Below are 23,788 nucleotides of genomic sequence, written 5' to 3'. Positions count from 1 at the left end.
CCCTTATTGATCTTTTGACGGATCAAAATCTTTTACGGCATCGGCCAGCGACATCTTAGCGCTGCCGGGACGAAGAGGCTTCGGCTGGCTGCCATGGGGCGCCCAGCCTGTGAGACAGACCAGGTCAAACCTGGCTCTGACGCCGCCCTCACTGTTACCGTAATGCTCCCGGTAATGGGTGAGGGCGGCGCCTACCACGTCACGCCGCAAAGCCCCCTTCGGGCCTGCTTTGAGATGACTTGTTTCCCCCATCCCCCGCAGATCCTGAAACAGTCGGAACGGGTCCTGATAGGACACCGGCACGGTGGCCACGTCTGACACAGGCAGGGCGAAACCGGCGGCCTGCAACAATGCGCCGCCATCTTTCACCGCCACGAACGGCATGACACGCGCAGAAACCCGTCCGAGGACGGAAGTTTCCGCTGCCTGCAGCGACAGCCGTAATTCCGTCAGCGTCCGCTCGCCGGGGAAAATGGCGATGAAGAGGCCATCGGGCTTGAGCACACGGCGGGCCTCCACCAGCGCGCTGTGGATATGGTCGACCGCGTGCAGGGCCATGACCGAGACCACAAGATCGAACTGTCTGTCGTTAAAGGGCAGGGCTGCAGGGTCCGCCTCGATCACGTCGCGGCGCACGCTCACTGAATCGGCCAGGACGACCTCGCCCACATCCGCCTTCTCCGTCAGGGCGTCTTTCACCGTCGCGGCAGCCGGGCCGTAAAACAGAGCGGTATCAAACCGCTTGAGGACGGTCTCAAGACGATCCACCACGTCAGCCGCAGCTTCCTTCCAAAGGAAGTGGAAATCGCCGTCCATCCGCGCTGCGCGCAGGCGCTTGCTTCGCCGGGCAGCGGCATTGAAGATGGAGGGAGCTTGCGGGGACGACATGGATCAGCCTTTCACCGAGGAGGAGCAGGGACGCGACCCCTTAACCACCCGGCTGCGGCTGTGGCAATCATCGGCCGTTCAGGCCGTGGGCCGCTTTGTCTATCCGCCGCGATGTCCGGTTTCCGACCGCCTCGTGCAGCGGCACGATACCTTGGCACCGGAGATATGGAGCCAGCTGAAATTTCTCGCGCCGCCTTGGTGTGCGGCGTGCGGCTGGCCCTTTCCCCATGAGGGGACTGCGCAGCCTCTCTGCGTGACCTGCGCTGCGCCGGACCGCTTTCGCGAGCGTCTGACCGGTCCACGGCGGCTTGATCAGTACCGGGCGGCATTGGCTTATGACGATGTGATCTCCGGGGGTATTCTCAAGCTGAAATATGCCGACCGGTCCGATGGTGTGGCCCTATTTGCGCGTCTGATGATGCAGGCGGGCCGGGAGATCCTGACGCCGGACAGTGTGCTCGTCCCTGTGCCGCTACACCCCAGTCGACTGGCGCAGCGGCGATACAATCAGGCGGGGCTGCTGGCCGCAGCCATCGGTCGGCAGGCAAGCCTCGACGTGCTGCCGCGGGCCGTGCGGCGCGCGAGAAAAACGCCGCCGCAAAAGGGGGGCAGTCGGCAGGATCGTGCGCGCAATGTGCGCGGCGCCTTCGCCCTTCGCCAGCCAGAGCGGATCGAGGGCCGCACGGTCGTCCTCATTGATGATGTCCTGACCACAGGCGCCACATTGCTCGCCTGTGCGCGACTGCTGCGCGGCGCAGGTGCGGCAAAGGTTCACGGCCTGACCCTCGCCAGGGTCGTTACAGGCGGGCAAACAGCCCTATATGAGGACGTAAAGGAGTAAGTCCCTATGAAATCTGTGACGATCTACACCAAGCCCGGTTGCCCTTATTGTGTGCGCGCCCTGACCAAACTGGCCGACAAGGGGGTTGAGATAACCGACATTCCCGCAGCCTTTGACCCGGATAAGAAAGCCGAAATGCTGGAGCGTTCCGGTGGCGCGCGGACCTATCCGCAGATTTTCATCGGCGATACCCATGTGGGCGGCTGTGATGACCTGATGCTGCTGGATCGCAGCGGCAAGCTCGACGCCCTGCTGGAGGACTAAGGCAATGCGTGTTGGACTGGTGCAGATGAATTCCGGGATCGACCGGATGCGCAATCTGGATGAGGCAACTCGCTTGATCCGGGAAGCCGCTGCGCGCGGGGCCGACCTGATCGCGACGCCTGAAATGACGACACTGCTCGACCGCAATTCGGATCGCCTGTTTGGCAATTTGCCGGCGCCCGATGCCATGCCGGAGGTCGACGCCTTTTCCGCACTGGCCCGGGACCTCGGCGCGCATCTTCTGATTGGCTCCATGCCTGTGGCTGTGGAGCGCGGGGAGACGCGCAAATTTGCCAATCGCAGCTTTCTCTTCGGCCCCCGGGGTGCGGTGGCGACCTATGACAAGATCCACCTGTTTGATGTGGACCTGCCGACCGGGGAGAGCTGGAAGGAATCGAACACCGTGGCTGGCGGCGACAAGGCCGTCCTCGCCAACACCCCGCTGGGCGGGATTGGCATGTCTGTCTGCTACGATCTGCGCTTTCCTCACCACTTCCGGCGACTGGCGCAGGCGGGAGCGAGCATTCTGGCCGTCCCCGCCGCGTTCACCGTGCCAACGGGAGAAGCGCACTGGCACGTCCTTCTGCGGGCGCGGGCCATCGAAACCGGCAGCTATGTGATCGCCCCGGCCCAGGGCGGGCAGCATGAGGACGGCAGAGCCACCTATGGCCATTCCCTGATCGTCGATCCCTGGGGGACGATTCTGGCTGAACAGCCCAATAACCAGCCGGGAGTCATCGTGGCTGATATTGATCTGGACAAGGTCGCCGATGTCCGTCGACGCGTGCCAAACCTTACCCTTGATCGGGACGTAGAAACGCGCATCTATGAGCTATGATCAAATATGCGTTGAAGTGTGAGGACGGCCACGGGTTCGAGGGCTGGTTCTCCAACAGTGCCGACTATGACGAGCAGGCTGAAAAGCACCTCCTCGAATGTCCGGTCTGCGGCACCGCCGCCGTTGAGAAGGCGTTGATGGCGCCGTCCATTTCAACATCGCGTCGGACGTCCTCAGCCCCCAATGCCGACGCCGTGCTCGAAGCCTTCAACGAAAGCGCTCGCCGCGCGAAAGACTATGTCGAAAAGAACTTCGACCATGTGGGCAAACAGTTCCCGGAAGAGGCGCGGCGTATTCACTACGGCGAAACGAAGGATCGCCCTATTTACGGCGAGGCGTCACCGAAAGAAGTCTCTGAGCTGCGCGAAGAAGGCGTGACGGTCGCACCGTTACCCGAACCGATTGATGCGGGCGCACAGAAGCGGAAGCTGAATTAGTCGCGCTTTGTCTTTTGTGGCCGGGCGTGACATAAATCCCCATGCAGAATACCTCCCCAATCGACAATCCAGTCCAAGACACTGACGCCTTTCTCAACGTCACATCCTCCGTGAGCGGAAAGAAGTGGCAACGGCGGAAGGTGGACGCCCGTGCGGCTGAAACCATCGTTCAGCGGGAGGGATGCCACCCCATCCTGGCGGACATTCTCGTATCCCGGGGCGTCACGGCGGACAGTTTTCACAGTTTCACCCAGCCCAGCCTGCGCGACGCCTTGCCTGACCCTTCGGTACTGAAGGATATGGACGTGGCGGCACAGCGGCTTGCAGACGCGATTGCTGGTGGTGAGACGATCGGCATCTTTGGTGATTATGACGTGGACGGTACGGTTTCTTCCGCGCTGATGTCCCGATACCTCACGGCGCTTGATGTCCCCCATGCGGTGCATCTCCCGGACCGGATGACGGAAGGATACGGGCCTAATCTGCCAGCTTTTGATGGCCTTGCGGAAAAGGGCGCGAAGCTGATCGTCACGGTCGATTGTGGCGCGACGGCCGGTGCCGTCCTGTCCGCCGCCAAGGTCAAGGGCTACGAGATCGTCGTTCTTGACCACCACCTCATGGAAACCGTGCCGGACGCACTGGCCATCGTAAACCCGCAGCGGCCCGATGACCTGTCCGGTCTGACCGAATTGTCCGCAGGCGGCGTTGTGTTCATGACATTGGTGGCCACCAACAGGGCGCTGCGCAAAGCTGGGCATTTCAAGGACCGCAAGGAGCCAAACCTGCTGCAATGGCTTGATCTTGTGGCCCTCAGCCTCGTCTGTGATGTCATGCCCCTGAAGGGGCTGACACGGACGCTGGTGGCACAGGGACTGAAGCTGCTGCAGGATTTTGACACCTGCCAGGTTGGCAATCCGGGTCTGCGGGCTCTCGCTGCGATGGCCGGGGCCAAGGGGCGTGCCCAGGCGCATCATTTCGGGTTCGCCGTTGGGCCACGGATCAATGCCGCAGGCCGGATCGGCCATGCGCGACTCGCCTATGAGCTTCTATCGTCCGACGATCCGGCTACGGTGGAAACCCTCGCGCACCGGCTGCAATCGCTGAACGGCGCGCGGCAGGACGTCGAGGCAGCCGTTCTGGACGCAGCCATCGAGCAGGCTGAGGCCCGGGGCGGGCGCGATGTGGCGGCACCGCTCGTGGTGGCGGAGGAGGGCTGGCACGCCGGCGTTATCGGCATTGTGGCCGGTCGGCTGAAGGAGCGCTTCGACCGCCCCACCATTGTCATCGCGTTTGAGGGCGATGAGGGCAAAGGTTCCGGTCGCTCACTGCCGGGTGTCGATCTGGGCGAAGCCATCCAGCAGGCCGTGAAGGCGGGCATCATTGCGGGCGGCGGGGGGCACCCCATGGCGGCCGGCGTCTCGCTCACCCGGGCGCAATTGCCAGGTTTCGAAGCCTATCTGGCGGAGACCCTGTCCGCGGCGGTTGGGACGTCCCGTGCGGAGCGGGCTTTCCTTCTGGACGGGTTGATAGGGGTTGGCAGCATCACGCGGGATTTCTGCGACATGGTCGAGCTGGCGGGGCCGTTCGGTAACGCCGCACCCGAACCCCGCTTCGCGCTGGAAGGGGTTCGCCTCCGTCATCTCAAGGTGCTGAAGGACAAGCATATCGCGCTGACGGTGGAGGATGGCATGGGTCGGACGGCGCGGGCGATCACCTTCGGCTGTATCGGCCAGCCGCTAGGCGACTTCCTTCAGGCGGCCGCTGACGGGCGTCAGGTGCACCTCGCCGGGCGCATCAAACCCGATGACTGGCGCGGCGGAAATGCAGGCCAGTTTCACATCGAAGATGCCGCGATTTTTTGATCAAAAAATCGGCGAAAGCACTTGCAAGCCATTTTGCCGTTCGTTATACGCGCTGTCTCCGGCCCAAGGGTCGGCCAGCGCGGTCCCTTCGTCTATCGGTTAGGACGTCAGGTTTTCAACCTGAAAAGAGGGGTTCGACTCCCCTAGGGACTGCCACACTATCTCTCACGATTGAAAAATAAAGCCGTTTTCCGGCCCCCTCACACCTGTTCGATCGGCACATTCAGAACGTCGCGTAAGGCTTTTTCGAACTGCGGCATACCCACGTTGACATGCATGGCGTCAATGGCGTTCGACAGATACACATCCGTCATCCCTTCATTGTGGTTTGCCTGATAGCGAACGATGTGCGCGACGTTGACGGAAACCTCACCAACGGGCGTTGGCAGCTTGAGGATCTGGGCGAGGGGCGCAGTAGGGGGGACCATGGCGATATCCTTTGGCAGCGGAAGGATCATGGTATGCGGACAGAAAAGATCCTGACAAGCGGGCTTAACCTGAGCGTGTACGGATATAAAACGGCGATAACAGGTGCGCGTTGACGATTGGTCGATACTGCACCGGCCGCCATTTCGCGCGCTATTCGGGGCTCGTGCCCGTTAACTATTAGCACGCCGATGAACGATGCCAGATGGCCTAAATGGTGCGAAGGTCAGGGGTCAGCCGCGAGTCTTCGTGTCCAGTCGCGTGAGCGCTTTCCAGATTCCGGCCAAGGCGAAGATGATCAAGCCGCCGACTATGCTGATGAGCTGATAGATCTGTTGAAGCGCATTTGCAGGTTTAAAAGCGACGCCCGACATGACCAGAGCAATACCGCTCAAGGCCAACAGGACGAGTGTGATTGTGGTCACGACCTGCACAACCGTCAGCGGCTTCGCGTCAGTTTTCCGGTCAGCGGTCATCTCATCACGGGTTGTCATTCTGCGGGCTCCCTCACGGTTCGATGGACCGTATATCGTGAACGATATCGATGCAAATCCGGGCCAGCGCTGATCTTATGTCAGAGGAGGCAATTTTGCGATCAGACGATCGGCATCCGCTCCCAGATCAATGCCGAACGATGAGGCGAGCACGCCTTCAAATTCGTCATCAGACACCTCACGCGATACGCTGCCCCAGCCTTCGCGGATGGTCAGTGTCCGGCCCACAAGGCCGTGCCGACCCACCGGCGTGAAGCGTCCAGCGACAATCGAACTGGTGAAATGGGTGAGGGGGCTGGTGGAGGTGAAATGATTGCCCATCTCCATATCCATGGGATAGGCGAGCGCGCCCGTCACACTGAACTGCTTCATCCAACCTTCATTGGTCTGACGATACAGCATCGTGCCGAATTCATCATTTGCTTCAAGTCGCACACCGCCATCAGCGTCAGTGACTTCGGCCCCTGCGCGAAACGGAATGGGACAGCGGGCTGTGGTGCCGCCAAAACCGACATCGACGAGATAGGGGTGATCATCAACGGTCACGAGATTGAGCGTATGGGTGAGGGGCGACGTCTGGGGTGGATTGCGATACCAAACGCGAGCCAGGATGGGCCGCGCGTCAAACCCTAACGCACGCAGCAAATCGCCGAACAGCCCATTCAGCTCGAAGCAATAGCCGCCCCGACGGCGGTTCACGATCTTGTCAAAGATATGTGCGCGATCCAGTGAGATGCCGTAGCCCAAGGGAATATCGAGATTCTCAAACGGCACGGCCAGGATATGCGCACCCTGCAGCTCGGCCAGGCCCGCGAGTGTCGACGCAGGGCGGGTGCTGATCCCGATCCGTTGCAGATAAGCATCCACGTCCATTGTCATCCCTCCAGCTCTTCGCGACGCATTTCCAGCTCAAGCCATTGTTCTTCTGCGGCCTCCAGGGCCCCTTGAGTTTTCGTCAGGGCTTCGCTCGCCGCCTTGAATTTGGGCGGGTCCGCCGTGAAAAGTTTGGGGTCGGCAAGGACAGTCTGGAGACGGGCAATCTCGGCCTCCATCTTGGCCATTTCCTTGGGCAAATTCTCCAGCGCGAATTTGTCCTTATAGGACAGTTTGCCAGTCGGCTTTGATGGCGACCGCCCACTATCGGCTGGTTTTGTCGTGGCTTTGCTTTCTGCGACCACCGCGGCCTTGGCGAGCCGGCGCTGTTCCATCATGTCCGAATAGCCGCCGGGGAATTCACGCCATTTGCCTGCGCCTTCCTCGGGGACGGGGGCGAGGGTGCTGCTGACCACGCGGTCAAGGAAATCCCTGTCGTGACTGACCAGAAGGACCGTGCCCTGATAATCGTTCAGCACCTCTTCAAGAACATCCAGCGTTTCAAGATCAAGGTCATTGGTCGGTTCGTCGAGAACGAGGAGGTTGGACGGCTGGGCCAGCGCAATCGCGAGGGCAAGGCGGCCCCGCTCACCACCCGACAGCGCGCTGATCGGCTGGCGGGCCTGTTCTGGTTTGAACAGAAAGTCCTTGAGATAGCTCATGGCGTGGCGCGGCTCACCACCGACGGACACCATATCACCGCGGCCGCCGGTGACGGCATCCACGAGCCGTGTGCTTTCGTTCAGGCCAGCGCGCTGCTGGTCCAATGTCACGGGCTCTAGCTTCGTTCCGTGTACGATTTCGCCGGATTGCGGTTCGAGTGTCCCCATCAACAGCCGCAGCAGCGTGGTCTTCCCCGCACCATTGGGACCAGCAACGCCGATGCGGTCGCCGCGATTGATGCGGATGGTGAAATCATCAACGATGGGCCGATCGCCGAAGGCGAAGCCGATATTTTTCGCCTCAATCACCTTCTTGCCGGAGGCATTGGCTTCGGATGCTTCCATCGATGCGCTGCCCTGGGGACGGTTCAGGGTTGCACGCTTCTGCCGCAAGGCGTGCAGATCACCGAGCCGCCGAACGTTCCGCTTGCGACGCGCAGTGACGCCATAGCGCAGCCAGTGTTCCTCACGCACGATCTGCCGTTCCAGCTTGTGCGCCTGTACCTCTTCCTCGGCATAGACCTCGTCGCGCCATGCCTCGAACTTTGCAAAACCCTCAGACAGCTGACGGGTTTCACCGCGATCAATCCAGACGGTCTTGCGGGTGAGGGTCTCAAGGAAACGCCGGTCGTGGCTGATCACGATGACCGCACTGCGGGACCGTTTCAGATAGTCTTCAAGCCAATGGATGGTGGGCAGGTCCAAATGGTTGGTCGGCTCGTCCAGCAACAGGACGTCGGGTTCAGGGGCGAGCGCGCAGGCAAGGGCCACGCGGCGGGCCTCGCCGCCTGACAGGTTCTTGGGGCTGTCCGCACCCACCATGCCAAGATCAGCCAGCAATTGCGGGATCAGGTGATCACTGTCCCCAGGACCAAGCCCGCTCCGTACGGCCTCTTCAATCGTCTCGAAATGGCTGAAATTCGGGTCCTGCTCAAGATAGCGCGACGTTGCGCCCCCTCTGACAGTGCGGTCGCCACTGTCCGGCTCAACAAGCCCTGCGGCGATCTTCAGGAATGTCGATTTGCCCGAACCATTCCGCCCGACCAGCGCAATTCGGTCATTGTCGTGAACCATCATGTCGGCGCCAGCCAGCAGGGGCTGGCCGCCGAATGTCAGGCGAATATCAAGGAGGGTCATAAGAGGTGAGGCCATGCTTGCCCATAGCCAAACCGCGACCCCAATGGAATGACCGTTTAGAAGGTCTCTGCGACGTAAAAGCCGGTCTGTCCCTTGGACTGGTAAAGCGGCATGACGATCCGGCCGTCAGCGGGGGCAAGGACGGCGCCGTTGCGGTCATCGGCGAGATGCTCGCCTTTCTCGATCCGCTGGAAACTGACAAAGCCGGGCAGCATGCGGAACTGATCGTCATCACTGATAATATGCCGATGAGTGAAGCGGCTCAGCGCGCGGGTCGGGGATTGCGCCCGCAGAGCATCGTGATAGCGGTGGATGACGGTTTCGCTGAGCCTTGCCACGCCAAGTTCATGCAGGATCAGCCGGACGACGGCGACACCGTTGGTGACCGATACTGGCGCCGACAGGCAGCCTGTCTCAAATGTCGCGGTGTGCCAGTTCTTCGGGACGATTTCGCCGACCAGCGTTCCGGGAAACTGGTCCGGTGTGAACAGCACTTTCGGGATGGGCAGCTTCGGGGCGACCGGGAACGTGTCTACCGTTTCGCAAATCGACAGATAGGGCGGAGCATGGCCGGACGTACCATGCAGGTCGATCAGCCATTTCTCCCGATTGGGATAGTCGGTCGTCAGCTGGTCCAGCATCTCAAGGAGCGCCCGCGCTTCCCCGGCCTCACAGTCGCTGCGATCCTTCAGGGTTGCATCAAATGACCGGTTCATATCCCGGTCGACAAATCGTGTGTGTGCGGCGAGAGCGGGCAAATTACCAAGGACGCCAGCCACCACCCCGGCTTCCACGTCGAGGTCGTCGAAGAGGTCGGCCAGTACGGCGACGCCGTTTTTCTCATTACCGTGCAGGCCAGCGAGCAGAACGACAAGGGGACCATCCCCGCGGCCTTCGACGATTTTGTACTGTCGCTGAAGAGGGACCTGTCGACCAAAGGCGTCAATTGATCCGTCTGCAGTATTGTCAGCTGGCTGATCTGATGGCGGCAGCGTCAGTTCCCCGACCGTTGTCAGACCAGCTTCGATGCCGTCCTTGACCTGCGCACGGGAAACGCTGCGGTCTGACCGGCCGGCGATCGACTGCATCGGCAGCGTGTCGACCTCGTCCCAGTCAAATCGGGCAGCGGCAAGAGCCAGCGTGTCGTTTGCGCGGAGCGGGACGTCGTGCGCGGGCTTTGGGGCGGCCGACAGGGTGCGGGGATGAATGGCGGGCCATCGCGCGACAGGCAGGCCGCTTTGGCCGAAGTCGACCATGGCATCCGTCAGAAATTTGTCGGCTTCAGCCTCGGTGCGATCGGACCGCAGCGCTTCGATATTGTCGAGCATCCAGCGGCTGCCGGTCTGCCCATTGGCGACCCGGTCGCGGACCGGTGCCAACCATTCGGCCGCATCGGTAATGCCACGGCTTTGCAGTCCGGCTGCCGCCCAAGGGATAAGGTCTTCGGCCAGAATATCTGCTACGGGACGCACCCGGTCGCCAAACCAATAGTGCTGGCATTCAAGCCCTTCGCGCGCGGACCGCTGGAAGTTTTCGCGCACGCGACCGAAATTCAGCTTGCAGACATCCTGCTTGGACACATTATCCGCATACGCCATGAGACCCCACCAGAGCGCCGCGTTGGCCATTTCATCGCGCAATGTCAGGCCGGAGGGCAAGCTGCGCGATTCGACCCTCAGGCTGACATCGCCATCGTCCTCAACCCCGAGGCAGACGCGGTTCCAGCGGTAAACGGAACCATTGAACAGCTGCAATGCACAGAATGGCGATCCTGCCGCTTCGTCTTCCCCGCACCCAAGAACGGGTTCGTAGTCAGCAACATCGGTGTGCCAGACATCGACAACATCATCGACCCAGCTCTCCCCGAACCGGGCCCGACGGGGTCGCCGGCGAACGGCGGATAATTGCTGTCCGGGAATATCGGTGACCTGCTCGAAGAGCGGGATGCGTGTCTCGTGCCAGAGACGGCGACCCAGAAAGAGGGGCGAGCAGACGGCCGCGCTCAGCACCGGGGCCATGATGAGCTGGCTCCAATTGTAGTGGTGCGCTGCGGTCCGGTAGTCGAGTTGCCAGTGGAGTTGCAGGCTGGTCAGCACGCCGTCGACCACGCTCCCATTGTCCCTCAGCACAAGGTCATCCATCGCCCTGATGCGGTATTCGCGGTGGTGCAGACCGTCATCGGCATGCCGGGTCTCAAACAGGGCCTTGTAGCGACTTTTCCCCGTCAGGGTTTCGGGTCGGATGTCATCAAGATCCAGCGATGGGAGGATGCCGCAGAGGATGGGGCGGGCATCATATTGCTGTGCCGCGCTAGCAATCGCATCGAGCCGGTTCTCGAGATTGTCGTGCAGTAGCCCGAGAACATTGCCCTCGAATTTTTCGGGCGGCAAGGCCGCTTCAAAATTGAAGCGGGCAAATTCTTCCTGATACGTCGGATCGCTGAGCGATGCCCGGATATCCGTGCCGATACAGGCTGGACGCATATCCGCGTCGACGAACTGCAGTTCCTGTTCGATACCGACAAGGCCGCCGCTCTGGCGGTCGCCGCGCCCCTCGCGCAACTGATCTTCGACCTTGGCGAGGTCTTTCAGCACGAGGGCCTGGAACGTGCTGCGCTCTTCCGTGCTCGTCAACAATCTTGGATCTATTGCCACATCTGTCGTCCTTACCGCTGCCACAACACAACGGCTTTCGATCTGAAGCGTTCCGCAAGGGACAGACGTGAGGGAGAATAGCGGTGAGGTGGTAGGCCCGGAGGGACTCGAACCCCCAACCTAGCGGTTATGAGCCGCCAGCTCTAACCATTGAGCTACAGGCCCGCTGAAGCGGCGCGATAGCATCTTTTGTGCGGGTAGGGAAGCAAAGACCAATCGTCGAATATATTTGAAAAGCAAATATATGGCCGCATTTCTTGTGTGAAAATTACGGCGTCCCCCGTTGCCGACGGGTATGACAAACTATAAGTCATCAGCAATAAGAAATGGCGGTGCCCGCCGGGTGTCGCCGCGATGACAGGGACCCCCAGAGATATGTCCGAAGCTTATATTTACGATGCCGTCCGAACCCCGCGCGGGAAAGGCAAGCCGGATGGCAGCCTGCACGAAATCACGCCCGTCCAGCTTGGTGCTCAGGTCCTGATGGCCCTGCGTGACCGGAATGATCTGGATACGTCTCATGTGGATGATGTGATTTTTGGTTGCGTCATGCCAGTGGGCGAACAGGGCGCCAATATTGCCCGGACATGTGTACTGCAGGCAGACTACGCTCAGTCGACCGCCGGAATGCAGGTGAACCGCTTCTGCGCGTCGGCGCTTGAATCGGTGAACCTCGCCGCGGCGAAGGTCATTTCAGGCGAGGCGGACATGGCGATCGGCGGCGGCGTCGAATCGATGAGCCGGGTGCCGATGAGTGCCGATGGCGGCGCCATCATCTCGGACCCCGACGTTACCTTCAAGAACTACGTGGTGCCCCAGGGTATCTCGGCCGACATCATCGCTACGAAATACGGCATCACCCGTGACGACGTTGATGCGTTGGCGGTTGAGTCGCACAGGCGCGCTGCCGCATCGTGGGAGCGGGGCGACTTCAAGAAATCTGTCATCCCCGTTCGCGATGTGATTGGCGAGGTCGTTCTGGATCGTGACGAGACCATCCGTCCGACGACAGATATGCAGGCTCTTGGCGGTCTGCCGCCGGCCTTCCTTGGTCTTGGTGAAATGATGCCGGGCTTCGACAAGGTGGCGCTGCAGAAATATCCTGAGCTGGAGAAGGTCAACCATATCCACACGGCGGGCAACTCCTCGGGTATCGTCGACGGCGCCGCGGGCGTGTTGATCGGTTCGAAAGAAATCGGTGAGAAGCTGGGGCTCAAACCCCGTGCACGGATCAAGCATATGGCCTCTGTCGGGTCAGAGCCGACCATCATGCTGACCGGTCCCGAATTCGTGACCAAGAAAATTCTCGCCCGCGCGGGCATGTCAAAATCCGACATCGATGTGTGGGAGCTCAACGAGGCCTTCGCCTCGGTCGTTCTGCGCTATCTGCAGGCGATGGATCTGACGCCGGACGACATTAACGTCAATGGCGGCGCCATCGCCATGGGTCACCCCATGGGCGCGACGGGTGCCATGATCCTTGGCACCGCGCTCGATGAACTGGAACGGACCGGCAAGGAAACCGCGCTGGTGACGCTCTGCATCGGCGGCGGCATGGGCACGGCGACGATCATTGAGCGGGTTTAAGCTGTGAGGCATAACGTTCTCGCTCTTGGCCTCTTTGCCTGCTGCGCAACGTTGGGCTCAGGAGCTGTTGCACATGCTGAGTGGGTGAAGCTGGCGCGAGTCACCGCCGGCAATGTTGGCGATTATAAAGAAGCGCCGCAAATTAAAATCGACCCGTTTGGCCATGACACCTACAGGGTCACGGTTCACCCTCCATTTGCAAATCTTTTCGTGTTCCAACTATCAGAGCATGATAGCTGGCACGAGATGGATTTCGATCACTACACCTACTGCTTGGAGGGTGTAGATTTTCCCGGTTCGCCAAGTGACTGTCTGGACATGTGGCATAGTGCCGGGATCGAATACGCCTCCTATCTCTCGAAGAGGGACCTGATGTCCTATATCGCGCTGGCAAAGATCGGTGAAATAGAAAACTGGTCCCCACAGCCGGTATCATACATCACGAAGTCAGAGAACATAAGAAATTCGTTCGTGCACAGTACAATTCGCCCCGATGGGTACGATGGCGGCTATTATTACACTATAGATTTGCGATCGTTCTTGGAAAAATACGAGCAAGAAACGAGGAAACCAGAAGGTATACAATGACCTATACAACCTTTTCTTTCGATGTGGACGCTGACGGTATCGCGCTCCTGACTATCGACCTGCCAAACCAGTCCATGAATGTCTGGAACGCTGCACTGATCGAAGAATTCGAACAGGCGATCGACAAGTTCTGTACGGATGACAGCATCAAGGGTCTTGTTGTCACCAGCGGCAAGGACTCCGGCTTCCTCGCTGGTGCGGATCTCAACATGATCGCCTCCATGCCCGAGGATGCGTCGCCCAAGGACATTTTTGAGGCGAACTACACATTGCAGCGCCTGTTGCGAAAAATGGAAACGGCTGGCCAGTCGGCGAAGGATCTGGTCAAGGGCACGGCGACCGCCAAGCCGGTGGCTGCCGCAATCAATGGTCTGGCCCTGGGCGGCGGGATGGAACTGGCGCTCGCCTGCCACTACCGCGTCGCAAGCGACAACCCCAAATTGAACCTTGGGCAACCAGAAGTGATGGTCGGCCTGATCCCCGGTGCGGGCGGGACACAGCGCATCATGCGTCTGGCCGGTGTGCAGGCGGCGATGCAGATCTGCACCCAAGGCAAGAATATGGATGCCAATGCCGCGAAGGCACAAGGGCTGATCCACGAGATTGCACCGCATGCGGAGATTGTTGCCAAGGCCAAGGAGTGGGTGAAGGCCAATCCGAAATCTACCCAGCCCTGGGACAAGAAGGGCTTCAAGATCCCCGGTGGGGCTGGCGCCATGGACCCCCGTGTCGTGCCGACATTCGCGGGCTCGTCCGCCATTGCGCAGGGGCAGACGAACCATAACTATCCGGCGGTTCAGCGCATCCTGTCTGCGATCTATGAAGGATCGATCACACCGATCGATGTCGCGCTTCGGATCGAGAGCAAATATTTCACACAGTGCCTGATGGAGCCACAGGCGCGGAACATGATCCGTACCCTGTTCGTCAACAAGGGCGCTGCGGAAAAAGGCGCAGCCCGACCAGAGGGCGTGCCAAAGTCTCAGATCAAGAAGGTTGGCGTCCTTGGTGCGGGGATGATGGGCGCTGGCATCGCCTATGTCACTGCACGCGCTGGCATGGAGGTGGTCCTGCTCGACCGCGACGTCGAGGCGGCGGAGAAGGGCAAATCCTACACCGCCAAGCTGAACGACAAGGGTGTCTCTCGCGGCAAGATCACCAAGGACAAGGCCGAGGCGATTCTCAACCGCATTGCGACGACGGCGGATTATGCCGATCTTGCCGATGTCGACCTCATCATTGAGGCCGTTTTTGAAGACCCGAAGGTCAAGGCTGATGTCATCAAGGCCACTGAGGCCGTGATCAAACCGGAGGTGATTTTTGCCACCAACACCTCCACGATCCCCATCGGCAATCTGTCGAAAAACTCGAGCAAACCGGATCAGTTTATCGGCATCCACTTTTTCTCCCCCGTCGACAAAATGCCGCTGGTGGAAATCATTCCGCATTCGGGTAGCGGCGATGCCGCCTTGGCGACGGCCCTCGATTATGTCGGGATGATCAAGAAAACACCGATTGTCGTTCGCGATTATCGCGGCTTCTACTGCAACTCGGTCGTTCTGCCCTATCTCAATGAAGCGGCGCTGATGGTGAAGGAGGGGATCAGTCCCGTCCTGATCGACAATTGCGCTGTGCATATGGGCATGCCGGTCGGGCCATTGGCGTTGACGGATGAAGTTAGCCAGGAGCTTGGCTATAACATCATGAAAGCGGCGCAGGCGGAGGAAGGCGACAATTACAAGCCGACCGGCGTCGAAGAGTTCTTCGAAAAGTTCGTGGTCGAACTGGGTCGCAAGGGCAAGAAGGTCGGTAAGGGATATTATGAATACCCCGAAGGCGGCGCCAAGAAATACATGTGGCCTGGCCTGGCCGAGCTGTTCCCGCTGCAGGCGGTGCAGCCTTCACCGGACGTCGTCAAGGAGCGTCTGATGTTCCTGCAGCTCGTCGCCGCGGCGCACCTCTTCGCCGAGGATGTGGTGCACGATCCGCAATCCGCCGACCTCGGGGCCATCTTTGGCTGGGGCTTCTGTCCGTGGACCGGTGGCCCGATGAGCTATATCGACACGATCGGCGTCAATACCTTCGTGGAAACTGCAGAACGGTTGGCAAGCGAGCATGGCGAACGGTTTGACCCGCCGCAAATGTTCAAGGACCTGGCCGCCAAGAACGGCAAATTGTACGCAGCCTGATTGCTCAGAACGGGACGGGGGCGATGAACGTCATCATCTCCCCCGATCCCGGATGCCGCAGGGTCAGCGCCTCTGCATGTAGCAAAAGGCGGTCTGCCGCCGCGCGTGCCGGGCCATCCGCATACCACTCATCACCAAGGATCGAGTGGCCGATCGATTTCAGGTGAAGGCGCAACTGGTGTGATCGCCCCGTGATAGGCGTCAGGGCGACGCGAGTTCGGTCATCAAAGCGGTCCGTCACCTGCCAGTGGGTGAGGGCAGGACGGCCCCGCTCATGACAGATCATCTGAATCGGCCGGTTGGGCCAGTCGCAGCGCATGGGCGCATCTATCGTTCCTGCATCAGATGACAATTGACCCCAGACCATGGCAATATACCGTTTATGGGTCTGGCGGTTCTCGAACTGCTTGCCGATATTGGCCAGGTTCGCCTTGCCCCTTGGCATGACGATGACGCCGCTGGTCGCCATGTCCAGCCGGTGAGCGACAAGTGTATCGCCAAATCGATCTGCCACGCGGGTTTCCAGACTGTCGCGACTGATATTGCCGGGCACTGACAACAGTCCTGCCTGCTTGTTCAGAACGACGATGTCGTCATCCTCATGCAGAATATCCAGCCACGGGTCGGTAGGCGGGTGATATTCGGGCAGGGGGCGCCCGGTTTTCGTGGTCGCGGTCACGGCCCGCCCTTGACGGTGGCAACCACCTTGTCAGCCACCTCATTGGGGATCGTGAAGGTGAGATTGTACTGGGCAATCTTCCAGCCCTTATTTGTGCGGACGAGCGTACCGGTGCCGCGCGTTTCGCCATAGGCGTCATTGATCAGGCGCTCATCAAACCAGGCGACATTTTTCATTGGTGACAATTCGATATGGCGGTCGACGACCTCATAGGTCCAGCCATGACCATCGGCAAAAGCCGGTTTGGCGTAACTGCGGAACTGCTCCATCGTCCAACGCTCCGTTGCGTCTGTCCCGAGAAACATTGCGTCATCCGTATAAAGCGAAAAGTACTCATCAAACTGGCCCTTGGCCGCCGCGGTGTGAAGCGTGTCGAGGACGCCGCCAATGGCCGCAATCTGGACTGAGGCTCCCTCATCGGTGGCCTGCAGACCGCTCAGGAAGGCCTCATAGATCGCGTTGGGGAAGGGTACGCCCATCACCAGCTGCGCAATTTTCCAATCCCCTGAAGCATCCCGCACCATCACACCTGTTGGGCGAAGAAGGTAGTCCGTGTTCTGAAAATAGGACAGCTCGGCAAACCAGGCGGTGTTGCCGTCTTTTGCGACGGTGACCTTTCGCTCGCGGACGTGAAAATCCCAGCCCTGTCCCATGGAAAAGCTTTCCTTCACGCCGGCCGCGAATTCGTCGCGGGGCCACGCTTCGGTCGCATCGGTGCCGTAGAATATGGCGTCGGGCGCAAACAGGGCAATCCATCGGTCAAAATCGGCCGCCTTGGCGCTGGCGTAATAATCGTTCAGCACCCCTACAATAGCTTTTTCGCGGGCGGTGTAATCCGCCGCGGGCAGGGCGGCGCCGACCTCCTCGACATCGCTTATCTCGACCGCGCCGTCAGAACAGGCGGCCAGCATCGCGGCGCTCAATAAAACAGGGATCAGTCGCATAGGGCCCTCCGAGGTCAGGGTTAGCGGACGACGGTCAGGGTTTCTGCCGCCCGGGTCACGCCGGTATAGAGCCACTTTAGCCGATCATCGCGAAACGCATAACTCTCGTCGAACAGGACCACATTGTCCCATTGGCTGCCTTGGGATTTGTGGACCGTCAGGGCGTAGCCGTAATCGAATTCATCGGAGTTGCGGCGTTTGGGCCATGGGATGTTCGCGGTATCGCCACTGAAAAATTCGGGCAGGACCGAAACGCGTGTGGCGCGGCCGCCATCTTCTGGCGTCAGGTCCATGCGCAACATGCCGCGTTTTTTCCCGTGACGGGTCTTCACCGTCCAGAGGCCGCCATTGAGCAGCCCCTTGGTCTTGTTGTTCCGCAGGCAGACGAGGCGTTCGCCAATCCATGGCTCATTGCCGTCAAAGCCCAGGCGCTCCCGCATCCGCTCGTTATAGCGCTGGCGCGTGCGGTTGGTGCCGACGAGGACCTGATCGGCCTCCATCACCAGGTTGGGATCGAGGTCGCGCTTGGCGATGATCTTCGCCGCGCCGTAATCGCCGGCAGGGGGAATCTCTCCATCGCGAATCTGCATGGACAGCTGGATGATCGGATTGTCCGCCGCCTGACGATGCACCTCTGTCAGCATCATGTCCGGTTCATGATCCGTGAAATAGCCGCCGCCCTTGACGGGGGGCAACTGGGCCGGGTCACCGAGGACGAGGACAGGGCGACCAAAAGACAGGAGGTCACGACCCAGATCCTCATCCACCATGGAGCATTCATCGATGATGATGAGGTCGGCATCAGCGGCGGGGGCGTCCCGGCGGATGGTGAATTGCGGGCCTTCCTCGCCGGGCTCTTCGTCCTCACTGACGGCGGGTCGGTAGATGAGGGAGTGGATCGTCTGGGCGCCTTCGCACCCCTTCTGCCGCAGAACGTGGGCGGCCTTGCCCGTGAATGCGCCGAAGACAACATCGCCGTCCATATGCTCGGCCAGATGCCGCGCGAGTGTTGTCTTGCCGGTGCCGGCATAGCCAAAGAGGCGGAACACCTGCGACTCGCGCTTGCCGTTCAGCCATTTGGAGGCGGCCTTCAGCGCCTCATCCTGTTGGGGGGACCATTTCATGAACATCCCTCTAGGGGCTGTTCGCCGCAAGGCCAAGGGGGAGCCGAATCTCGGCATGTGATTTGCAACTGTGTGAGGTGCGTCGTCGCGTTATTCCATCTCAACCCAGACCGGCACGTGATCTGACGGTTTGACGTCGCCATTGCCGATGGAGGGATCGCGAGTATCCTTGTCGACCCCTCCGCTCGACAGGCGATCAAAGGCTTGGGGCGACATCAGGAAGTGGTCGATGCGCAGGCCGTTATTCTTGTTCCAGGCGCCGGCCTGATAGTCCCAGAAGGTGTAGAATGGCTGACCCTGATGGGTATGCCACAGAGCGTCCGTATACCCCAGATTGAGGATGCGGCGGAACGCGGTGCGGGTCTCCAGCCGGAAGAGGGCGTCATCGGCCCAGCCGCGCGGGTCGTAGACGCCTTCGGGCTCAGGGATGACGTTGTAGTCGCCGGTCAGAACAACAGCCTCTTCGGTGTTGAGCAGTGACCGCGCGTGCGCCTCGAACGCTTCCATCCATGCCAGCTTGTAGTCATATTTGGGCCCGGGGGCCGGGTTGCCATTGGGCAGGTAGAGCCCGCCGACGCGGACAGGCTGGGCATCGTCAGGCGTGATTGTCGCCTCGATATAGCGGCTGAATTCGTCATCGAACCCCGGGACGCCCCGGATGACATCTTCTACGGGATGCTTTGATAGAAGCGCGACGCCGTTATAGGTTTTCTGTCCGTAGACATGCACATTATAGCCACGATCCTCAAAATCGCTGACAGGGAACTTCTCGTCCACACATTTGATTTCCTGCAGCACACAGACATCGGGCTTGGCTGCATCGAACCAGTCAAGGATGCGGGGCAGGCGGGCATTAATGGAATTGACGTTCCAGGAGGCAATTTTCATTTCTTGGGAAACCCGTCTTCGGCGCAATCGGTGTCATGGTTATAGGCGCTGTCGATGATTTTCCAGCCATCTTGCGTCATGGCGAGAGTAAAGTTGTTGACGCCGCAATGGGAGTGCTGGCCGTCCAGCTGGAAGGTGAACGGCATCCAGACCATGGCCATGGGCCCGCTGACAAGCACCGTGCTGTCGCGGCCCGCCTCGTACAGATCGTGTTCGGACCCCGCGATGGAGGCTGCGAAGGTCGAGACCGGGACTGTCTGAATGATCGTCGGTCCATCTGCCTGCGGACGAATGATCCGTAGGGGTGTGTCCGGGGAATGGAAAGCTGCGAGGAGCATGTCGCCATCATGGGCGGCCATGGCGTCAAAGACCGTCTGCGTCACCGCGAGGATGACGTCTTTTTCATCAGGTTGATGATGATCGGCGCCAGCCATTGAAAGGAAGGCGAACAGGGCTGTCAGCATGAGGGGCTCCCCGGCAATAAAGCTTTCCCATAGCGGATTTTGCCGGTCGTCCCAATCGCGCCGTCACTTCTTGAAACATTAGGAGAAGCCGGAGCGTCTCAGATGGAGAAGCTGGTGCCGCAACCGCAATTGGCTGTTGCCAGCGGATTGTCGATCTTGAAGGCCGCGGCAATCAGCTCTTCGGTGTAATCAATAACGGCACCCGGCATATATTGCTGGGTCATCTCGTCGATCAGGACAGTGGCGCCATCCTTTTCAAGGACGAGGTCATCGTCCTCACGGCTGGTGACGATCTTGTAGTCGTACTGAAACCCGGAGCAGCCGCCGCCCAGAATAGCGATGCGCAACATGGACCCATCCGGCTCGCCCTTCAGGATCTTCGCGATCCGTCGCGCGGCACTATCCGTCAGGGTAATTTGAGGGTGATCGCTTCCGTCTGCCATGGGGCCTCCTACACGCGATATAGGGATTGGCGGTCGTGCTGCAAAGGGTCAGACCGCGCTCGCGGTCTGTGCAGCGGGCTCCGGCTCGGTGGCGGTGCGGGGTGGGTCATCCATCTCCGCATGGCGCGCTGAGAGGAATGTGCCGAGTGGCCGCAGTTTTGGCACGTGTTCGGAAAAGGCCCGGAGCGCGATCAGTGTCGGCATGGCGATGATCATGCCAATCACGGACCAGGCCCAACCCCAGAACGCGACGGCGAGAAACACGACAACAGTATTGAGCTTGAGGCTTTTCCCCACAGCCACGGGGGTCACGAACTGGCCTTCCACCGCGGTGAGGAACCAGAACAGGAAACCGACGCCAATGGCTGGCGAAACCGTGTCATAGGTCAGGACGCCCACCATGCTGACAATCGCTGTGCCTGCCACAGCGCCAAGGTAGGGGACATAGTTGAAGACAAATGCCATGGCCCCGAAAAGAGCGGCGTTCGGCATGCCGCACAGATGCAGGGCCAGGCCCGTCACCACGCCGAGCCCGATATTGATGACGGTAATTGTCAGAAAATATCGACTGAGCTTGTTCTCAATGTCCCGGAAAATCTGCACAGCGCGCCGCTTGTCGGCGAAGCTGGGGATGGCGTGCACTGTCTTTTCGTAAAACATGTCGCCGGATGCGAGGATGAAATAAAGCAGGGCCAGGGTCAGGATAATTTGCCCGAGGAGCAACGGCGCGCCAGTCGCGAACTTGGCGAGGGGCCCCGGCTGCTTCATGACAACCACATCTTCTTCGCTATCGGTCGGTGTCAGCTTTTCCATTTCCTTGCCGACCTTGCTGACACTCTCCATCGTGCTGGAGACCGAGGTGAGTTTCTGCTCGACCTGGGCGATAAGGTCCGGCGCATTCTCCATGTAACTGCGCACAGGCGCAGACAGGCCGATGATCCCGAGGACCAGCACGCCGATCAATGAAAGTACAATGACCGCTGCGGCGATGCTCGACGGGATTTTCGCCTTGTTTAGGCCGCGGCGGATGGGGGCAAAAGTAATGGCGAGCAGAAAAGCAAACAGGATGGGCATCAGGAGCGCGCGCGCCTGAATGATCGCGGCGACGGCGACGATGAGAAAAACGGCCACGAGTGCCCAGCTGTGCCGAATGGTCAGCAATTTGCCCAATCCGCCCAGCGGCCCAGAATTGTTCGGTGAAGAGGTGTCGTTCCCCAGATCGCTATTGGCGTTCCCGTCCGTCATGCCGAGGGCGCGCTCCTTTTTCCGCCTAACGAAACCAAACCCTTCGCGCGACAAAAGGTTGCGGGCGGCGCTGCTTTATTAAATGTCTCTCTGGTGGCTTCAGACTTGAGGTTTTGCGCGAACCGGCGGACAGGACGTGAATAAGGAGTCCCTCATGCCGCTGCCATTTCCTGCCCCTCTGGCGCCTTATGCCGAGCGCGCGGAAAATACGCGGGGCCGTCTGCATGACGAGCCCGAGTCGCAGACACGTACGCCTTTTCAGCGGGATCGCGATCGCGTGATCCACTCCGCCGCGTTCCGTCGCCTGAAACACAAGACCCAAGTTTTTGTTTTTCACGAGGGTGACCATTATCGCACGCGCCTGACCCATTCCTTGGAAGTCAGCCAGATCGCCCGCACGCTGTGTCGCCGACTGCAGCTGGATGAGGATCTGGGCGAGGTCGTGGCGCTGGCCCATGATCTTGGGCATTCGCCTTTCGGCCATACGGGGGAGGATGTGCTCGAAGAGTGCATGGCCCCCTATGGCGGCTTTGATCATAATGCGCAGACCTTGCGGGTACTGACCAAACTTGAACGCCACCGGGCAGCCTATGATGGGCTGAACCTGACCTGGGAGACCCTCGAAGGCGCCGTCAAGCACAATGGCCCGCTGATCGGGCCGCTGGCTGACGAACTGGCAAAGCTCAAAGGCCGGGCAGGAGCGCCGCCGCTTGCCGCCGCGATTGTTGAATATGGCGAAAATCACGACCTGAAACTCGATGGCTATCCCTCGATTGAGGCCCAGGTGGCCGCACTCGCTGACGACATCGCCTATAATAATCACGATACCGAAGATGGCCTGCGGGCAGGGCTTTTTGATATTGATGAGGCTCGCGACGTACCGCTGATTGGCCCGGCTCTTTACGAGATCCTGGCCAAATATCCCGATGCGCCCCAGTCCGTGCAGATTTCCGAAGCTGTCAGCATCCTGATCGGCCGCATGGTAGAGGATGTATTCGCCGAGACCAAAGACCGCCTCGCGACCTACAAGCCGACGAGCGCCGATGCCGTGCGCGAGGCGGGTGTGCCCATGGTGGCGTTTTCAGAAAAGCTCGCGCCATCACTGACGGAATTGCGGGGTTTTCTGTGGGGGCGAATGTATCGACATTATAAGGTGAACCGGGCGCGCAGCCATGCCAAACGCGTCGTGCGGCAATTGTTCGACCTGTTCTTCAACGAGCCCGAGGTTCTGCCGCCGGTCTGGTTCGAGCGACAGGAAGGCAAGTCGCCTGAGAAGCGCGCCCGGGCGATCTGTGACTACATTGCCGGCATGACTGACGGTTATGCCATTGAGGAGCATCGGAAACTGTTCGACGCGACTCGGTGGTTGTGAATTTGAGTAGATTTTGAGAGACGAAAAACCCCCCTTGGTTGTATGCCTGCAAACAGGTTAAGGTGAGGGGCGCAGGAGGTAGCGATGGCGACAGCATCGACAGCGGACGAGAATTACGACGATATTGACGACGATGGTGGCCTGTCAGGTTTCTGGATCCTGGTGATCTTCCTGATCGTGCTCGCGGCCTTTGCGGGTATTGTCTACATTGCCTATCAGAAGGGTATTCAGCAGCGTGCGTCCAATGAGAGCGCCCTGCCGACGATCGCTGCCGATCCGACGCCGATTCGCGAGGAAGTGCCGCTGGCCAACGTTGATTCGTCCCGGCGCGAAGTCATCGACGAAATGAACGACACAACACCGTCGCGTGTCGTGGCAGATGTCGATCCTCAGGCTGATCCGCTGGAAGACTTCACGTCTGAACCAGCGCGGTCCGTCACGGTACCGACCACCGACGATGTTCGTATTGCCGCCAATGCTTCACTGCCGACCACGCAACCACGGACGACGCCAACCCAGACGCCAAGCTCAACGACGACGGCGCCTCAGCGTGAGGCCGTGACGCCTACGCCCAAGCCGCGTCAGCCTGATCCCAAGCCGGCTGCGTCAACGACCAAACCAGTAACGCCAGCCGTCGGGTCGGGTACCCATACTGTTCAGGTCGGTGCCTTCGGCTCCCGCGATGAAGCACTTGGCCATTACGGCTCGATGATGACGAAGATGGGGCCCTTGGTCGGGAATTATGCGCCGGAAGTGCAGAATGCTGTCGTCAACGGCAAGGAATATAACCGCCTGTGGATTGGCCAGTTCGCCAGCTACGATGCGGCATCGGCCTATTGCGATCAGCTGAAAGCCAAGGGGCAGGACTGCCTCGTGCGGAAACGCTGAT

The 23,788-nt window shown here is 60.1% G+C and carries 23 protein-coding genes and 2 tRNA genes; 11 read left to right on the top strand and 14 right to left on the bottom strand.

Annotation, left to right across the window (positions count from 1 at the left end; translation table 11 throughout):
- Window positions 1–3 precede the first annotated feature (3 nt).
- On the bottom strand, window positions 4–888 hold the full coding sequence (locus RUI03_RS09880; RefSeq protein WP_317287291.1) for a methyltransferase domain-containing protein: 885 nt from the start codon (window positions 886–888) through the stop codon (window positions 4–6).
- Between RUI03_RS09880 and RUI03_RS09875 the strand changes: the two genes are divergently transcribed.
- The 6 genes from RUI03_RS09875 to RUI03_RS09850 all read left to right on the top strand — a co-directional run bounded on the left by RUI03_RS09875 (window position 887) and on the right by RUI03_RS09850 (window position 5,286).
- Window positions 887–1,729: a ComF family protein gene (locus RUI03_RS09875; protein WP_317287290.1), complete on the top strand. Its 843-nt coding sequence runs from the start codon at window positions 887–889 to the stop codon at window positions 1,727–1,729. The genes RUI03_RS09880 and RUI03_RS09875 overlap by 2 nt on opposite strands.
- 6 nt (window positions 1,730–1,735) lie before the next feature.
- The gene (grxC, locus tag RUI03_RS09870; RefSeq protein WP_317287289.1) at window positions 1,736–1,993 is read left to right on the top strand and encodes a glutaredoxin 3; all 258 of its coding nucleotides are present in this window, start codon (window positions 1,736–1,738) and stop codon (window positions 1,991–1,993) included.
- A gap of 4 nt (window positions 1,994–1,997) precedes the next feature.
- Complete coding sequence (locus RUI03_RS09865) at window positions 1,998–2,831, top strand: carbon-nitrogen hydrolase family protein (protein ID WP_317287288.1); 834 nt, start codon at window positions 1,998–2,000, stop codon at window positions 2,829–2,831.
- Window positions 2,828–3,268 (top strand): DUF1178 family protein, encoded by a 441-nt coding sequence (locus RUI03_RS09860; protein ID WP_317287287.1) that lies wholly within the window; start codon window positions 2,828–2,830, stop codon window positions 3,266–3,268. The genes RUI03_RS09865 and RUI03_RS09860 overlap by 4 nt, the downstream gene beginning before the upstream one ends.
- Window positions 3,269–3,309: 41 nt before the next feature.
- Window positions 3,310–5,130 carry a single-stranded-DNA-specific exonuclease RecJ gene (gene recJ, locus RUI03_RS09855; RefSeq protein WP_317287286.1) on the top strand — a complete coding sequence of 607 codons (1,821 nt, stop codon included), beginning with the start codon at window positions 3,310–3,312 and terminating at the stop codon, window positions 5,128–5,130.
- Window positions 5,131–5,211: 81 nt separating this feature from the next.
- A tRNA-Glu gene (locus RUI03_RS09850) sits at window positions 5,212–5,286 on the top strand.
- A 44-nt stretch (window positions 5,287–5,330) separates the two neighbouring features.
- Here the strand turns inward: RUI03_RS09850 and RUI03_RS09845 are convergent.
- From RUI03_RS09845 to RUI03_RS09820, 6 genes are all read right to left on the bottom strand, one after another.
- Window positions 5,331–5,558, bottom strand: coding sequence for a hypothetical protein (locus RUI03_RS09845; protein WP_317287285.1), 228 nt, complete (start codon window positions 5,556–5,558; stop codon window positions 5,331–5,333).
- 231 nt (window positions 5,559–5,789) lie between these two features.
- Window positions 5,790–6,050, bottom strand: a complete 261-nt coding sequence (locus tag RUI03_RS09840) for a hypothetical protein (protein ID WP_317287284.1) — start codon at window positions 6,048–6,050, stop codon at window positions 5,790–5,792.
- 75 nt (window positions 6,051–6,125) lie between these two features.
- Window positions 6,126–6,923 carry an arylamine N-acetyltransferase family protein gene (locus RUI03_RS09835; protein WP_317287283.1) on the bottom strand — a complete coding sequence of 266 codons (798 nt, stop codon included), beginning with the start codon at window positions 6,921–6,923 and terminating at the stop codon, window positions 6,126–6,128.
- Window positions 6,924–6,925: 2 nt separating this feature from the next.
- A complete protein-coding gene (locus tag RUI03_RS09830; protein ID WP_317287282.1) occupies window positions 6,926–8,737 on the bottom strand; it encodes an ABC-F family ATP-binding cassette domain-containing protein in 1,812 nt (603 codons plus the stop codon).
- A 41-nt stretch (window positions 8,738–8,778) separates the two neighbouring features.
- Entirely contained in the window at window positions 8,779–9,624 is an 846-nt protein-coding gene (locus RUI03_RS14760; protein ID WP_410795940.1) for a succinylglutamate desuccinylase/aspartoacylase family protein, read from the bottom strand.
- A gap of 1,841 nt (window positions 9,625–11,465) precedes the next feature.
- Window positions 11,466–11,541: transfer RNA gene (locus tag RUI03_RS09820), tRNA-Ile, on the bottom strand.
- 210 nt (window positions 11,542–11,751) lie between these two features.
- Between RUI03_RS09820 and RUI03_RS09815 the strand changes: the two genes are divergently transcribed.
- Genes RUI03_RS09815 through RUI03_RS09805 form a run of 3 tightly spaced genes read left to right on the top strand, consistent with a single transcriptional unit; the run spans window position 11,752 to window position 15,740 of the window.
- Window positions 11,752–12,963 carry an acetyl-CoA C-acetyltransferase gene (locus RUI03_RS09815; RefSeq protein WP_317287280.1) on the top strand — a complete coding sequence of 404 codons (1,212 nt, stop codon included), beginning with the start codon at window positions 11,752–11,754 and terminating at the stop codon, window positions 12,961–12,963.
- 3 nt (window positions 12,964–12,966) lie between these two features.
- The gene (locus RUI03_RS09810) at window positions 12,967–13,551 is read left to right on the top strand and encodes a hypothetical protein (protein WP_317287279.1); all 585 of its coding nucleotides are present in this window, start codon (window positions 12,967–12,969) and stop codon (window positions 13,549–13,551) included.
- Window positions 13,548–15,740: a 3-hydroxyacyl-CoA dehydrogenase NAD-binding domain-containing protein gene (locus RUI03_RS09805; protein WP_317287278.1), complete on the top strand. Its 2,193-nt coding sequence runs from the start codon at window positions 13,548–13,550 to the stop codon at window positions 15,738–15,740. Before RUI03_RS09810 ends, RUI03_RS09805 begins: the two co-directional genes overlap by 4 nt.
- Window positions 15,741–15,744: 4 nt before the next feature.
- Here RUI03_RS09805 and RUI03_RS09800 read toward each other — a convergent pair whose 3' ends face one another.
- The 7 genes from RUI03_RS09800 to RUI03_RS09770 all read right to left on the bottom strand — a co-directional run bounded on the left by RUI03_RS09800 (window position 15,745) and on the right by RUI03_RS09770 (window position 21,527).
- Entirely contained in the window at window positions 15,745–16,419 is a 675-nt protein-coding gene (locus tag RUI03_RS09800; RefSeq protein ID WP_317287277.1) for a pseudouridine synthase, read from the bottom strand.
- Entirely contained in the window at window positions 16,416–17,363 is a 948-nt protein-coding gene (locus tag RUI03_RS09795) for a nuclear transport factor 2 family protein (protein ID WP_317287276.1), read from the bottom strand. The genes RUI03_RS09800 and RUI03_RS09795 overlap by 4 nt, the downstream gene beginning before the upstream one ends.
- 20 nt (window positions 17,364–17,383) lie before the next feature.
- Window positions 17,384–18,487 carry an ATP-dependent RecD-like DNA helicase gene (locus RUI03_RS09790; protein WP_317287275.1) on the bottom strand — a complete coding sequence of 368 codons (1,104 nt, stop codon included), beginning with the start codon at window positions 18,485–18,487 and terminating at the stop codon, window positions 17,384–17,386.
- A gap of 90 nt (window positions 18,488–18,577) precedes the next feature.
- On the bottom strand, window positions 18,578–19,375 hold the full coding sequence (locus RUI03_RS09785) for an exodeoxyribonuclease III (RefSeq protein ID WP_317287274.1): 798 nt from the start codon (window positions 19,373–19,375) through the stop codon (window positions 18,578–18,580).
- Window positions 19,372–19,839: a hypothetical protein gene (locus RUI03_RS09780; protein ID WP_317287273.1), complete on the bottom strand. Its 468-nt coding sequence runs from the start codon at window positions 19,837–19,839 to the stop codon at window positions 19,372–19,374. Before RUI03_RS09780 ends, RUI03_RS09785 begins: the two co-directional genes overlap by 4 nt.
- 98 nt (window positions 19,840–19,937) lie before the next feature.
- Window positions 19,938–20,282, bottom strand: a complete 345-nt coding sequence (gene erpA / locus RUI03_RS09775; RefSeq protein ID WP_317287272.1) for an iron-sulfur cluster insertion protein ErpA — start codon at window positions 20,280–20,282, stop codon at window positions 19,938–19,940.
- A gap of 48 nt (window positions 20,283–20,330) precedes the next feature.
- Window positions 20,331–21,527, bottom strand: coding sequence for an AI-2E family transporter (locus tag RUI03_RS09770; RefSeq protein WP_317287271.1), 1,197 nt, complete (start codon window positions 21,525–21,527; stop codon window positions 20,331–20,333).
- A 154-nt stretch (window positions 21,528–21,681) separates the two neighbouring features.
- On the opposite strand from RUI03_RS09770, the gene RUI03_RS09765 reads away from it, so the two are divergent.
- On the top strand, window positions 21,682–22,899 hold the full coding sequence (locus RUI03_RS09765) for a deoxyguanosinetriphosphate triphosphohydrolase (RefSeq protein WP_317287270.1): 1,218 nt from the start codon (window positions 21,682–21,684) through the stop codon (window positions 22,897–22,899).
- Window positions 22,900–22,983: 84 nt separating this feature from the next.
- Entirely contained in the window at window positions 22,984–23,787 is an 804-nt protein-coding gene (locus RUI03_RS09760) for an SPOR domain-containing protein (protein WP_317287269.1), read from the top strand.
- The last annotated feature ends 1 nt before the right edge of the window (window position 23,788 follow it).

The organism is Parvularcula sp. LCG005 (genome assembly GCF_032930845.1).
Lineage (GTDB): Bacteria > Pseudomonadota > Alphaproteobacteria > Caulobacterales > Parvularculaceae > Parvularcula.
The sequence above is the reverse complement of the archived record's forward strand: the minus strand, read 5'-3'. Positions and strand labels throughout refer to the sequence as shown.